At 56.3% G+C, this 14,103-nt stretch carries 12 protein-coding genes; 7 read left to right on the top strand and 5 right to left on the bottom strand.

The features are described 5' to 3' along the window. Nucleotides 1–89: 89 nt before the first annotated feature. From G565_RS0113600 to rluB, 4 genes are read left to right on the top strand one after another with little or no spacing between them, the layout of a single operon-like run. Nucleotides 90–713 (top strand): L-threonylcarbamoyladenylate synthase, encoded by a 624-nt coding sequence (locus tag G565_RS0113600; RefSeq protein ID WP_028671409.1) that lies wholly within the window; start codon nucleotides 90–92, stop codon nucleotides 711–713. 45 nt (nucleotides 714–758) lie between these two features. After that, the gene (locus G565_RS0113595) at nucleotides 759–1,712 is read left to right on the top strand and encodes a segregation/condensation protein A (protein ID WP_084649384.1); all 954 of its coding nucleotides are present in this window, start codon (nucleotides 759–761) and stop codon (nucleotides 1,710–1,712) included. Next, a complete protein-coding gene (scpB, locus tag G565_RS26075) occupies nucleotides 1,709–3,019 on the top strand; it encodes an SMC-Scp complex subunit ScpB (RefSeq protein WP_051207894.1) in 1,311 nt (436 codons plus the stop codon). The genes G565_RS0113595 and scpB overlap by 4 nt, the downstream gene beginning before the upstream one ends. After that, the gene (gene rluB, locus G565_RS0113585) at nucleotides 3,009–3,866 is read left to right on the top strand and encodes a 23S rRNA pseudouridine(2605) synthase RluB (protein WP_425413977.1); all 858 of its coding nucleotides are present in this window, start codon (nucleotides 3,009–3,011) and stop codon (nucleotides 3,864–3,866) included. The genes scpB and rluB overlap by 11 nt, the downstream gene beginning before the upstream one ends. A gap of 119 nt (nucleotides 3,867–3,985) precedes the next feature. On the opposite strand, the gene G565_RS24150 is transcribed toward rluB, so the two are convergent. From G565_RS24150 to G565_RS0113560, 5 genes are all read right to left on the bottom strand, one after another. Continuing rightward, complete coding sequence (locus tag G565_RS24150) at nucleotides 3,986–4,936, bottom strand: GGDEF domain-containing protein (RefSeq protein WP_051207892.1); 951 nt, start codon at nucleotides 4,934–4,936, stop codon at nucleotides 3,986–3,988. Between the two features lie 198 nt (nucleotides 4,937–5,134). Beyond that, nucleotides 5,135–5,944 carry a YciK family oxidoreductase gene (locus tag G565_RS0113575; protein WP_084649383.1) on the bottom strand — a complete coding sequence of 270 codons (810 nt, stop codon included), beginning with the start codon at nucleotides 5,942–5,944 and terminating at the stop codon, nucleotides 5,135–5,137. Continuing rightward, on the bottom strand, nucleotides 5,941–6,609 hold the full coding sequence (locus G565_RS0113570; RefSeq protein ID WP_037339249.1) for an HAD family hydrolase: 669 nt from the start codon (nucleotides 6,607–6,609) through the stop codon (nucleotides 5,941–5,943). Before G565_RS0113570 ends, G565_RS0113575 begins: the two co-directional genes overlap by 4 nt. Beyond that, on the bottom strand, nucleotides 6,606–7,316 hold the full coding sequence (ubiG, locus tag G565_RS0113565) for a bifunctional 2-polyprenyl-6-hydroxyphenol methylase/3-demethylubiquinol 3-O-methyltransferase UbiG (protein WP_028671404.1): 711 nt from the start codon (nucleotides 7,314–7,316) through the stop codon (nucleotides 6,606–6,608). The genes G565_RS0113570 and ubiG overlap by 4 nt, the downstream gene beginning before the upstream one ends. Nucleotides 7,317–7,418: 102 nt before the next feature. Next, on the bottom strand, nucleotides 7,419–8,738 hold the full coding sequence (locus tag G565_RS0113560) for a TRZ/ATZ family hydrolase (protein WP_028671403.1): 1,320 nt from the start codon (nucleotides 8,736–8,738) through the stop codon (nucleotides 7,419–7,421). 341 nt (nucleotides 8,739–9,079) lie between these two features. Between G565_RS0113560 and gyrA the strand changes: the two genes are divergently transcribed. The 3 genes from gyrA to pheA all read left to right on the top strand — a co-directional run bounded on the left by gyrA (nucleotide 9,080) and on the right by pheA (nucleotide 14,006). Continuing rightward, complete coding sequence (gene gyrA / locus G565_RS0113550) at nucleotides 9,080–11,746, top strand: DNA gyrase subunit A (RefSeq protein ID WP_028671402.1); 2,667 nt, start codon at nucleotides 9,080–9,082, stop codon at nucleotides 11,744–11,746. A gap of 63 nt (nucleotides 11,747–11,809) precedes the next feature. After that, nucleotides 11,810–12,892, top strand: coding sequence for a 3-phosphoserine/phosphohydroxythreonine transaminase (gene serC, locus G565_RS0113545; protein ID WP_028671401.1), 1,083 nt, complete (start codon nucleotides 11,810–11,812; stop codon nucleotides 12,890–12,892). After that, a complete protein-coding gene (gene pheA, locus G565_RS0113540) occupies nucleotides 12,885–14,006 on the top strand; it encodes a prephenate dehydratase (protein ID WP_051207891.1) in 1,122 nt (373 codons plus the stop codon). Before serC ends, pheA begins: the two co-directional genes overlap by 8 nt. The last annotated feature ends 97 nt before the right edge of the window (nucleotides 14,007–14,103 follow it).

Here is a 14,103-nt window from a genome sequence, read left to right as displayed (position 1 = left end):
TCAATTAGTGCTAAAGTGCGATTATTACCAGCATCGCTGTACAGAATACTGACACTAACCACTGACAGTCCCTCTTGGCGGGAGCCAATATGAGCCAGTTTTTTGCGATACACCCTGAGAATCCCCAGCCGCGGCTGATCAAACAGGCGGCGGCCATTGTCCGTGACGGTGGGGTGATCGCCTACCCGACAGACAGTGCCTATGCGCTTGGTTGTCACATGGAAGACAAAAAGGCGCTGGACACCATTCGCCGGATTCGACGTATCGACGAGTCACACCCGATGACGTTGGTATGTCGCGATCTGTCCGAGTTGTCGACGTTTGCCAAAGTCGACAACGTGGCGTTTCGGCTGATTAAGAACAACACTCCCGGTCCAATCACTTTCTTGCTGGATGCGACTCGTGAAGTACCGCGCAGAATGATGCACCCCAAGCGCCGTACCATTGGTTTGCGCGTGCTGGGCAATCGAATCGCGGCAGCACTGCTCGAAGAGCTGGGTGAGCCGATGATGAGCACGACACTGATTTTGCCCGGCGAAGATGAACCACAGAGCGATCCCTATGAAATACGCGATATTCTGCAACACGAACTGGCACTGGTGATTGACGGTGGTTTTTGCGGCTTCGAGGAGTCCAGCATCGTCAGTTTTCTGGACGATACCGTCACTATTGTTCGCGAGGGGGCGGGTGATGTGGAGCCCTTCCGGATCTGACTATGACCAGACCTGTTAACAGGCTACTCAGAGTGGCACGGCATAATGGCTGATCAAAACGACACGCCAGAACCCACAAACGCTGACGGATCGGGTGAAACCGGGCCGATTGCGCCCGGAGCCCTGTTTACGCCGTCTGAAGCACCGGTTTTGGCAGTGGGGGCTACGCCCAAAGAGCGAGCTTTGCAGCGCCTGCGCGAGCGTGCCCAAACAGAGCAAACGGAAATGCCTTTTGCCGTCATTGACGGCGAAGCAATGACGCAGATTCCCATGGATCTGTACATTCCACCCGATGCGCTGGAAGTGTTTCTGGATGCCTTTGAAGGCCCGCTCGATCTGTTGCTATATCTGATCAAAAAGCAAAATCTGGACATTCTCAACATCAACGTGTTCCAGATCACAGAGCAGTACATGCAGTACGTCGAGCTGATGCACAACATGCAACTGGAGCTGGCCGCGGAATACCTGGTGATGGCCGCTATGCTGGCCGAAATCAAAAGCCGAATGCTACTGCCGCGATCCGGTGACGCCGAAGATGAGGAAGAAGAGGATCCCAGAGCGGAACTGATTCGCCGGTTACAGGAATACGAACAGTTCAAGACGGCGGCTGAAAATCTGGACGAATTACCCCGGGTCGGTCGGGACCTATACACCACCGATGAACACCAGCCTGATTACCAGCGCCCGCGAATTCACCCCGATGTCGATATGCGTGAGATTTTGCTGGCGTTGAAAGAGGTTCTGGCCCGGGCGGACATGTTTGAAGAGCATGAGATTCACCGGGAAACGTTGTCGACCCGGCAGCGCATGGCGGACGTACTGGAAAAATTGAATGGTACGGCTTTTGTGCCCTTTATCACGCTGTTTGATGCCTCAGAGGGGCGTCTGGGCGTGGTGGTAACGTTTTTGGCGATTATGGAACTGACCAAAGAATCCCTGATCGACCTGGTTCAAAACGAGGCTTTTGCGCCCATCCACATCAAGGCTCGCAGTGAATGACGGACGAAAACGATGATCAAAACCACCTGCCGGTAACCGATGGGCGTCAGCCTGTTGAGGGTGAGGACTCGGCCGGCCAGGCCTCGCAAGCAGACCAGGAAACAGACCGTTCTTCGGTGGAGGACGCCGAGGCAGAGGCTGACCGTCAACCAGATTCCGACCCGGCTGCGCACGATGATCAGCAATTGGGCGACCCGGAGTCGCTCGATGGCGAATCGTCTGACGAGGCTGAAGACGACGCCGATCCGGAGTTGGAGTCGGGCGACCCTTATGGCGGTCACTCGCCTGAGACGGTAAAACACATAATGGAAGGGGCCTTGTTTGCGGCTGGAACGGCCCTGTCCATCGCGCAGATCGCGGCCTTGTTTGAAACCTATGAACGACCACATCGCAGCAGTTTGCGTTCGCTGATGACAGAGTTGCTGGCAGAGTATCAGGGGGGTGGTGTTGAGCTGGTCGAGGTCGCCAGTGGCTATCGTTTTCAGACGCGTCACTCCATAGGAGCCTGGGTCAGCCGTTTGTGGGAAGAGCGTCCGCAACGCTATTCGCGGGCTCTGCTGGAAACCATCGCCCTGATCGCCTATCGCCAGCCGATTACCCGCAGTGAGATTGAAGACGTGCGTGGTGTGTCTGTCAGTACCCAGATCGTGCGAACCTTGCTAGAGCGCGAGTGGGTGCGTGTGGTTGGGCACCGGGATGTACCCGGCCGGCCGGCCATGTATGCCACCACCCGTCAGTTTCTTGATCATTTTGGATTGACCAGTCTGGATCAGTTGCCCAGCTTGGGTGAAATTCGCGATCTCGATGACATTAACCCACAGCTGGGTCTTGAAGGTGATGACGACCGATCAGTCGGGGCGGTGGATGACCAGGCCGAAATCAGTTTCAGTACCATGGTCGACAAGCTTCGCGAAGGCGAGCGCAGTGGCAAGACCGGCAATACCTTTATTGACGAACAGCTTGATGGTGAGCTGTCGGAAATGGATGCCGTCAACGACGCCATTGAACAGGCGTTTGAAGCTCAGCGGGCCGGGCATGACCACCCGGACCTGGATCTGACCGACGGTGACGAGCCGTCACAAGAGGAGGTTGAATCCGCTGCGCCCGGCGAGCCGGAGGCTGATGTTCAGCCCTCTGGCGATGTGGAGTCAGACGAACACGACATTCAAAATTCACCGCAGGAACCGGATGCGCTCAGCGAAGCTGAACAATGGCGCATCATTCAGGAAAAACTGGCACAACAACAAGCCTTGCTGGACGGTCGTGAGAGCGACCAGCCGGGCGGAGATGACGATAATGAGCACTGAACGCATTCAGAAAGTACTGGCCAAGGCAGGTAAGGGATCCCGCCGTGATATGGAAAAGGCCATTGAGGAAGGCCGGGTCAGGGTGAATGGCGAAGCCGTATCCCTGGGTGACCGGGTGGGCCTGAGCGATAAGCTTGAGCTGGATGGCCGGCCGGTCAAGGTCGAAGACATTCGTGCCCGGCGGGTACTGGTGTACAACAAGCCGGAAGGGGAGGTCTGCACCCGGCGTGACCCGGATGGGCGCCCTACCGTGTTTGATCGCCTGCCGGAGTTGCCTGGTGAACGCTGGATTGTGGTAGGTCGTCTTGATCTGAATACGTCGGGTCTGTTGTTGTTCACCAACGACGGTGAGTTGGCCAATCGTCTGATGCACCCCTCAAGCCAAATTGACCGGGAATACGCCGTTCGGGTTCTCGGTGAGGTCAAGCCCGAGCATGTACAACGTATGCACGAAGGCGTTGAGCTGGAGGACGGTCCGGCGCGGTTTACCGATATTCAGGAATTCGGCGGTAGCGGCGCCAACACCTGGTTTCATGTGGTAATCATGGAAGGTCGCAATCGTGAAGTGCGGCGGCTCTGGGAGAGTCAGGACTTAAAAGTCTCGCGGCTTAAACGGGTTCGTTACGGCTCGGTGTTTCTGGATTCAGATGTGCGAGCAGGTACCTGGAAAGAGCTGCCAAAAAGCGAGATTGATAAGCTGGCGCGGCTGGTTGAACTGGAACCAGCGCCCTGGAAATCGATCGTGCAGGGTAAGTATGATCCGAACCGGCGTAAAGTGGCCAATCAGCGTACCCGGCGTTCAGTCGCGACGCCACGTCGCAAGTCAGGAGCCATTCGGCGTAAATGATTTTAGCGTGTATTCCCGCCAGTGGGTTGGCGGGGAGTGCTCGACTTCGGCCGGTCAATCGGACATTAGCGTCTCTCTAATACCAGTCTACTGAAGCTCGCTCTATCGCAGAGCAGGGGTCAAATCCACTCACCTTCATGGTTACGGACATAGCTGGCAACAACCCGGTTGCGTCCGGCCGCCTTGGCCTGATATAGGGCCTTGTCGGCGCGGGTAACCAGTTCCGGCCAGTCATTTTCGTTTTCATAGTGAGCCAACCCGATGCTGACCGTTACTGGCTTTTTCGGGTCGGGTGAGCGGCACACCGTTTGAATGCTTTGCCGGATTCGCTCGGCCACCTGGCGTGCCAGCGGCAAGTTGGAGTTGGACAGCAGTACGAGAAACTCCTCCCCCCCGAAACGAAAACAAGCGTCACAGGCGCGAACACAGTCTTCAAGGGCCCTGGCGACGTGGCGCAAGACATCATCGCCCGTGAGGTGTCCGTAGCGGTCGTTGAGCTGTTTGAAGTGGTCTATATCGATCATCAGTACGCTCATGTCCTGCTGCAAGCGGCGACTGCGATCGATTTCACGGTTCAGGGTGATCGCCATGGCACCGCGATTGCTGAGGCCGGTAAGCGGGTCGATCATTGCTGTTGCTATGGCCTTGCGATGGGTCAGGCTGTTGCGCAGCGGGTAGATCAGGGTGTCCATAATCGATTCGAGCAGGGCCAGATCCTGCTCCGCCAGCCGGATCCGGTGGGTGAAGGTGATCTCACCATACTGTTCGTCATTCAAGCTGAGCTCGTAGTTGCAGCGGTGGCGCCCTGGAGTGCCCAAATGCAGCGACAGGCCGACATCACTGTTTTTATAGTCGCAACCGGTCAGCGGAATAAGATGCTGTATCTCGGTAAAAAAGGTACGCAGCAACTGCTCGGCATCCAGGGAGGTTTGGAGGTGCATCATCAGATGCAGCCGGAAGTCCTTGAGTTGGTCTGCTGAGGGCGCATCGATCGATGATAAACCGGCTTTGGTCGGTTTAACGGTCTTGCGTTCTTGCCAGGCGGGTGTTTGGCTGAAGCTGCTGGGCATGGTGTCTTTGCCGGTTTCAGGAGTTAAGCATGCTAAGCGATTACTGTGCCAAGTTTAAAACACTATACAAAACAAGGGCTTGGAGTGGTGTGCGTCAGTCTCTTGGCGGATCGGACAAGTGTTGCCGCTGTTGGCAGAGTGTCAGGTGGCGGGATTTTGTCGCGCCCGCCCTGCAAAGAGTGACGGACGCGCAATACGTTATTGAGACAGGCAGTCGCGAGCATCCCACGAAATGCCATGAAAGTCCTGACTCAGCGGGCTGAGCAAATACCGGTACAGGGGCATGTGGCTTTCGGGTGCCGGTACGGTTTTCGGGTCTTCACCCGGGTAGGCTTTGGCGCGCATGGCGGTGCGGGTGCCGCCGGGGTTGATGCAATGCACCCGCACCCGGGAAATGTTTTTCAATTCATCGGCCAGCGTCTGCATCAGGCCTTCGGTCGCGAATTTGGACACGGCATAGGCCCCCCAGTAGGCCCGGCCTTCGCGGCCAACGCTTGAGGTGGTGTAAATAATTCGGCCAGCTGGGCTGACTTCAAGCAATGGCAGCAATGCCTGGGTCAAGTGGAAAGCACTGTTAAGGTTAACGTTCATGACGGTGCTCCAGACCTTGGGTGGGTACTGGGTGATGGACATTTTGTCGCCCAATAAAGAGGCGTTCAGTAGAACCCCATCGAGCCGACCGTAAGTCTGCTCGATGCCGTGTGCCAGTTCTTGCGCCGACTCGGTGGTCAGGTCATTCAGATCGAGTGGCAGAATGATCGGTTCGGTCTGAGTGGTGGCTTCGATCTGGTCGTAGACCGCTTCAAGTTTGTCCTGAGTGCGGCCAATCAAGACGACATGAGCCCCCGCGCTGGCGAAATCCAGCGCAGCAGCTTTGCCAATGCCATCGCCCGCGCCGGTTACCACGATTACCTGGCCGGACAGGGCATCATTGGTCTGAGCCTGTTGCAAATGATCCAGTGTCAGGTCGGTACGGGAAAGCAGTGTGCTTGATTCTGGTTGTGTCATGTCTGTATCAGCCATTGTGTTGCTGTGTGTTTCAGTTCAAGGGGCGTGTGAACAAGGCCATGGGCCCCCCAATGGTCGGGCTGGTCGTCATCGTGCAAATAGCCAAAAGTGCAGGCCAGAGTGTGCATCCTGGCGGCCTGGCCAGCTTGTACGTCACGCTCATGATCTCCGGCGTACAAACACTGCTCGGGCGCCAGGCCCAGCTGATCGCTAGCTGCCCAGAGCATGGCAGGGTCTGGTTTGATGGTGGGCAGGTCACCCTGGCACACCAGCGCCGGCGGATCTAGATCCAGCAGGTCTGCCAGGACTTTCTCGGTATGAGGACGTGGCTTATTGGTTACGATTCCCCAGGGAATGCCCTCCCGGTCGAGTTCCTGCAGCCAGTCACGGATGCCCGGGTACCAGCTGTTCAGCGTGACCGGAGTATCCAGAAACAGTGCCAGAAAGTCGGCCCGGCGCTGATGGAATTGAGGGTGCTCGGTGGTCATCTGATGAATTTCCCGAATGGCTGCCCGGGCTCCAGCCGAGGCGAAGTGTTCCCGGTGCTCGGTCAGCCGTGGCAATTTGACCTGGTCGGCATAGGCATCCATGGCGGCCATGAATGCTGGTGCTGAATCGAGCAGGGTGCCATCGAGATCAAACAACAGGCCTTTGCGGGCTGTCATGACAGGTCTGCTTTGCGGCAAGCCATCAGGTAGTTGACGGACACATCGGTATTCAGACTGAAACGATTACTGACTGGATTGTAATGGATGCCGCGCAAATCGAGCGCTTTTAAATCACTCTGCTCGGCCCAGCGTTTCAGCTCGGAGGGACGAATCAGCTTCTTGTAGTGATGGGTGCCTTTAGGTAGCAGCCGAAGCACATATTCCGCCCCGACGATGGCCATTAACCAGGCTTTTGGATTGCGGTTAATGGTGGAAAAAAATGCATAGCCGCCGGGTTTGAGCAGGCGTTGAATGGCGGTCATGATTGAGGTTGGGTCAGGGACGTGCTCCAGCATTTCCATGCAGGTGATGGCATCGAACTGGCCAGGGGCCTCCCCGGCCAGGGCTTCGGCGGTCATCTGGCGATAGTTGATGTTTTCAAGACCGCTGTCGAGCGCATGCAGGCGGGCCACTTTTAACGGGGCATCGGTCATGTCGATTCCGGTGACAACGGCGCCGCGATGGGCAAGGGCTTCAGTTAAAATGCCGCCGCCACAGCCAATGTCGAGCACCGCTTTGCCAGCGATGTTCAGGTGTTCGTCGATGTAACCGGCTCGAACCGGGTTCATGGCGTGCAGTGGTTTGAACTCTGAGTCCGGGTCCCACCAGCGACTGGCAAGGGCTTCAAATTTGGCAATTTCGGACGGGTCAACGTTATGCGTCACGGTGTTTCCTGCATCAGGTTTCGGGTGTCATCCGGCCGGATGAACGCATGCGCAGCGCCCGTGCTGCATAGCCTGGCAAGAGGCAGCACGGGGTGAGGCGGCTTATTTGCCGGCAGCGATTCGGTCGCGCCACTGGCGAGCGTTTGCCATGATAGCGTCCTTGTCGAGCGTCGTCAGCTTGCGATCGTTCAGCAGGCGCTTACCACTGACCCAAACGTTGGTAACCTGATCGCGGCTGGAGGCATAAACGATGTGCGACACCGGGTCATAGATCGGCTGGCTCTCCAGATCGTCCAGTCGAATCGCGGTTATGTCCGCTTCCTTGCCAACTTCAAGGCTGCCTATCTGCTGGTCCCAGCCCATGGCTTTGGCGCCGTTCAGCGTCGCCATGGCCAATGCCTCATAAGCGGGCAGGGCGGTTGCATTTTGGCTGACTGCCTTGGCCAGAATGGCTGCGGTCCGCATTTCGCTCATCATGTCGAGGTCGTTGTTGCTCGCGGCACCGTCTGTTCCCAGCGCGACGTTAACACCGCGTTTTTGCAGCGTATCCACGGGGCAGAACCCGCTGGCCAGCTTCAGGTTGGATTCCGGGCAATGAATGATGTGTGCGCCGGTTTCCGCGATGTCATTTATATCGTCTTCGTTCAGGGCCGTCATGTGCACGGCCTGGAACTGGTCGTTCAACAAGCCCAGTTCACGCAGGCGACGTACCGGACGATTACCGCGCTTCTCGATTTCACCCTCGACTTCTGTCTGGGTTTCGTGAACGTGCATCTGAATCATCAGTTGATGTTCTTTGGCCAGATCGCGAATGCGCGACAGCGGCTCATCCGAGCAGGTGTAGGGTGCATGAGGGCCGAACATCATTTTAACGAGCTTGCTGTCTTTGTATTTGGCGACCAGTTCCATGCCAAGATCAATGTGTTCGTCGGGTGTTTTGGCCCAGTTGGTTGGGAAATCGATGACGGAAAACGAGAACTGGGCGCGCACACCGGCTTTCTCGACGCGCTGGGCAGCGGAATCCGGGAAGAAGTAGTTGTCGGCAAAGGTGGTGGTGCCGGAGCGAATCATCTCGGCAATCGCCAGTTCTGTACCGTCACCGACGAAGTCTTCACCGACCCAGGCACCTTCTGCCGGCCAGATGTGATCGTTGAGCCAGGTCATCAGTTCCAGGTCGTCTCCCAGGCCTCTGAACAGCGACATGGCGGCATGGCCGTGGGCGTTGACAAAGCCGGGTATCAGGGCCTGTTCACCCAGGTCCAGCGTGTCGGTGGCCTGGTATTGCGCTTTGGCGTCGGTTGTCGGGAGGATGGCAGCGATCTGGCCGTCTTTGACCGCCAGGCTGTGATCGACCAGGACGTCGCGTGCCGGGTTGACTGGAATGATCCAGCGAGCGTGGATGAGCGTGTCGACTGTTTGCATGAAGGTCTGCCTGTAGCGTTTTACAATGTATTTGTGACTCGGGTGAGCAGGTCAATAGCGCGACGGCTCGGTGCGACCGGAGGCCGGGACCTGTCTGATGAGTCAAATTAATGCGGCATTCTAGTGGCTTGGGCGTCCGATCACCAGTATGAACCTGGCTGACCGGTGGTGAGTACCCCGGGATAGACCCTCAACATCGGCTGGCAACCGGCTTTGCTGCCCGGCTGATGGCTATCTATCTCATTGATTTGTGGTATGATTTCGCCCTGTTTTACGCCGCTCAAGCACCGGCTCAAGGCCGCAGCGGAGCGACTGACTGAACATAAAGGATACGGTACCGCATGGGTGAGCTAGCCAAAGAAATCCTCAACGTAAACATCGAAGAGGAACTGAAACAGTCTTACCTCGACTACGCCATGAGCGTAATTGTCGGGCGGGCATTGCCCGATGTACGCGATGGCCTGAAACCAGTACACCGCCGGGTGTTGTTTGCCATGAGCGTGCTGGGTAATGACTGGAACAAACCCTATAAAAAATCCGCCCGTGTGGTCGGTGACGTTATTGGTAAGTATCACCCGCACGGTGATTCGGCCGTATACGACACCATCGTTCGGATGGCGCAGGATTTTGCCATGCGCTATACCCTGGTCGATGGCCAGGGTAACTTCGGTTCCGTCGACGGCGACTCCGCCGCCGCCATGCGTTATACAGAAATCCGTATGGAGCGGCTGGCGCACGATCTGCTGGCCGATCTTGAAAAAGAAACCGTCGATTTTGTCGAGAACTACGACGGTACCGAGATGATCCCGGAAGTACTGCCTACGCGCGTGCCGAACCTGTTGATCAACGGGTCTTCAGGCATTGCCGTCGGCATGGCCACCAACATTCCGCCACACAACATCAGCGAAGTGATTGCGGGCTGCCTGGCGCTGATGGAAGACCCGGAGCTGACGGTCGATGACCTGATGCAATACATCACCGGGCCGGACTTTCCGACCGGGGCTATCATTAACGGTCGCAAGGGCATTGTTGAAGCCTACCGCACCGGCCGTGGTCGTATTTACATCCGGGCGCGTGCCGAGGTTGTGGTCGATCCGAAAACCAGTCGCGAAAGTATCATCGTTCACGAAATTCCCTATCAGGTGAATAAGGCCCGGCTGATCGAGAAAATTGCCGATCTGGTTAAAGAGAAAAAGATCGAAGGCATTTCCGAGCTGCGCGATGAATCCGACAAAGACGGTTTGCGCATCGCCATTGATCTGAAGCGCGGCGAATCCGGCGATGTGGTGCTAAACAACCTGTACTCCCAGACGCAGCTTGAAACCGTATTCGGTATCAATACCGTGGCGCTGGTTGATGGTCAGCCACGCATTCTGAATCTGAAAGAACTGCTTGAAGCCTTTATTCGTCACCGCCGTGAAGTGGTGACTCGCCGGACGATCTTTGAACTGCGCAAGGCACGACAGCGAGGCCACATTCTGGAAGGCCTGGCGATTGCGCTGGCCAATATCGACCGGATGATCGAACTGATCCGTGGTTCGGCAACCGGTGCAGAAGCCAAAGAGCGCATGCTGTCGCAAAGTTGGGAGCTGGGTGAGGTTTCGGCCATGCTGGAACGCGCCGGCTCTGATATTTCCCGGCCAGAAGATCTGGATGAGCAATTTGGCGTTCACGATAACCGCTACTTGTTGTCACCCGAGCAGGCTCAGCAGATTCTTGATATGCGTCTGCAAAAGCTGACAGGTTTGGAGCACGACAAGCTCATCGGTGAATACAAGCAAATTATCGACACCATCGGTGAGTTGCTGCGCATTCTGGGTAGCTACGAGCGGCTGATGGAAGTGATTCACGAAGAGTTACTCGAAGTGAAAGCGCAATACGGTGATGAGCGGAAATCCGAAATCATTGCCAGCCGTCTTGACCTGTCAATGGAAGACCTGATCACCGAAGAAGACATGGTGGTTACGATTTCTCATGGCGGGTATGCCAAAACACAACCGCTGACCGATTACGAAGCTCAGCGTCGCGGTGGCAAGGGGCGGTCTGCTTCCGCGCTGAAAGACGATGACTTCATTGAACATCTGCTGGTTGCCAACACTCACGATACCGTGCTGTGCTTCAGTAACCGGGGTAAGGTCTACTGGCTGCGTGTGTTCGAGATACCGCAGGCGAGCCGCAACGCCCGTGGTCGCCCCATGGTGAATTTGTTGCCACTGGATAGCGACGAACGCGTCACCGCTATTCTACCGATCCGCAATTACGATGCTGATCATTTCATCTTCATGGCTACCGCCAGCGGCACGGTCAAGAAAACCACACTTGATTCGTTCTCCCGTCCGCGTTCGGCGGGCCTGATTGCTCTGTCTCTGGATGAGGGCGATAGACTGGTTGGTGTTGCGCTGACCGATGGCAAGAAAGAAGTCATGCTGCTGTCTGACGCCGGTAAAGTGGTTCGTTTCAGTGAAGACCATGTTCGGGCCATGGGCCGCACGGCACGCGGTGTTCGGGGCATTCGCCTGGGCGCGGGTCAGTCGGTTATATCACTGATCATTCCTCAGGCTGGCGGCACGATTCTAACAGCTTCCGTGCGCGGCTATGGCAAGCGAACTGACATCAGTGAATTCCCGACCAAAGGGCGTGGTACTCAGGGCGTCATCGCTATGGTGACCAGCGATCGCAATGGCGCGCTTGTTGGCGCCAAGCAAGTATTTGATGGCGATGAAGTCATGCTGATCAGTGACCAGGGGACTCTGGTTCGGACCTCGGTGGAAGGCATTTCCGTACTCAGTCGAAACACCCAGGGGGTCACCCTGATTCGCCTGGCTGACGACGAACATCTGGTCAGTATCGAACGCATCGAAGAGCCCGCAGAGGACGAGTCGGTTCTGGATGTCGCTGAAACACCTGATTCGGAAATCGTCGCCGCGTTACCGGGCGAGCCGGATGGCAGTGATGCAGCAGAGCCGGGTGTCGATGATGACGATGACCAGGATCCAGAGAACCCGTAGCAACACGGAATAACGCCGCCGCCAGTGGCGGCGGCTTGATCAATCAGACCAGGAACGCGAGCGATGACCCGGGGATACAATTTTTGTTCTGGGCCTGCGATGTTGCCCGATGCTGTTATGCAGCGGGCGCAACAGGAATTGATGGAATGGCAGGGCACCGGCATGTCGGTGATGGAGCTGTCGCACCGGTCTGACGAATTTGTCAGTGTTCTGGAGTCGGCTGAGTCCCGGTTGCGCCGTTTGCTGGGTGTCTCCGATGACTTCGCCGTGCTCTTTGTTCAGGGTGGGGCAACCCTGCAGTTTTCCTGTGTGCCCATGAACTTGCTGGGCCGCGGTGGTGCTGCGGAATTTCTCGATACCGGTGCCTGGTCGGTCAAGGCAATCAAAGAAGCTGCACGCTACGGTGAAGCCCGGGTGCTTGCCTCGACAAAAAACGAGCACTACCTTAGGGCTGTTCGCGCCGATGAATTTTCAGCCAGCCCTGACGCGGCTTATCTGCATTACACCCCCAATGAGACCATCGGCGGCGTGGAATTTGATTACGTGCCGGATTCAGGTTCGGTGCCGCTTGTTGCAGACATGTCGTCGTGCATTTTGTCGAAAGCCATCACGGTCAATGACTTCGACCTGATTTATGCCGGTGCCCAGAAAAACATAGGTCCGGCTGGCCTGACTCTGGTGATAGTGCGTCGTTCACTGTTGGGCAGTGCTTTGCCAGGTACACCATCGCTGTTGGACTATCAGGCCCAGGCCGATAACGGCTCAATGGTGAATACGCCGCCGACCTTCGCCATTTATCTGGCCGGTCTGGTGTTTGAGTGGCTGGAAAGTAACGGTGGTGTTGAGTCGTTCGAGCGGTTGAATGCTGAAAAGTCTGGCTTGTTGTACCGTTCCATAAACGACAGTGGGTTCTATTCCAACCCGATTTCGATTGACCACCGTTCACGCATGAATGTGCCCTTTATTCTGGCAGATGAGCGATTGAACGAGTCGTTTTTGTCAGGTGCGCATGAGGCGGGTCTGTATAATTTGCAGGGCCATCGCAGTGTTGGTGGTATGCGAGCCAGTATCTACAACGCTATGCCGCTGGCGGGTGTTGAAGCGCTGGTCTCTTACATGAAGGAGTTTGAGCAACGTCATGGCTGAGCAAAGTCCCCCCAAAGCAGATGAAATTGATTCGTTGGATCTGGCGCAGTTGCGCGAGGTTATTGATCGCCTCGATATTGAGATTCTGGAACGCATTTCCGCCCGGGCACGTTGTGCGTTAAAAGTGGCCGATGTGAAACTAAAAGCCGATCCGGACAATGCCGTTTTCTATCGCCCTGAGCGGGAAGCCCAGGTCCTGACCCGGGTGATGGATCGTAACCAGGGCCCGCTTGGCAATGAAGACATGGCGCGATTGTTCCGCGAAATCATGTCGGCCTGTCTGGCACTTGAAAAGCCCCTGGAAGTCGCCTATCTCGGCCCCGAAGGCACTTTTACCCAGCAGGCCACACTCAAGCATTTTGGCCAGTGGGTGCAGTCCAAACCCATGCCAGCCATTGATGAAGTGTTCCGGGAGGTAGAAGCCGGGGCTTGCAAGTACGGTGTTGTGCCGGTTGAGAATTCAACCGAAGGCGTGGTGAACCACACGCTGGATACCTTCATTAATTCAAATTTGAAAATTTGCGGTGAAGTTGAGCTGCGCATCCATCATCACCTGATGGTAGGCCCCAATACCCAGCGCGGCAAAATTTCCCGAATATATAGCCATCAGCAGTCTCTGGCCCAGTGTCGGAAATGGCTGGACGCCCACATGCCCATGGCTGAGAGAATAGCGGTCAACAGCAATGCGGAAGCCGCCCGCCGGGTCCACGGTGAGTGGAATTCGGCGGCGATTGCCGGAGAAATGGCGGCCAGCTTGTACGATCTGGACATCATTGAGCAAAAAATTGAAGACTCACCCGACAATTCCACACGGTTTCTGATCATTGGCACCGAAGAAGTCGGTACCTCAGGTGAAGATAAAACGTCCATCGTGGTGTCGATGCGCAATGAACCGGGTGCTTTGTATCATTTGTTGCGCCCGTTCAATGATCACAATGTTGACATGACGCGCCTGGAAACCCGCCCGTCACCCTCCGGTAACTGGACCTATGTCTTCTTTATCGATTTTTCCGGGCATATTGGCAGTGACAACGTACAGCGAGCCCTGGCTGAAATCGGTGAGAAAGCGGTTGAGGTTAAGGTGCTAGGGTCTTACCCCAGGGCGGTTTTATAATTCGTCAGCAACGCCTTGAATGGGAGCTGGGGTTCGGTATATTGCTCGCCCTGCAGGGAACTAGAGGAAGCACGATGGGCTGCAAATGCGCAAAGCC

Source organism: Saccharospirillum impatiens DSM 12546 (genome assembly GCF_000423605.1).
In the GTDB taxonomy this organism is placed as follows: domain Bacteria; phylum Pseudomonadota; class Gammaproteobacteria; order Pseudomonadales; family Natronospirillaceae; genus Saccharospirillum; species Saccharospirillum impatiens.
The sequence above is the reverse complement of the archived record's forward strand: the minus strand, read 5'-3'. Positions and strand labels throughout refer to the sequence as shown.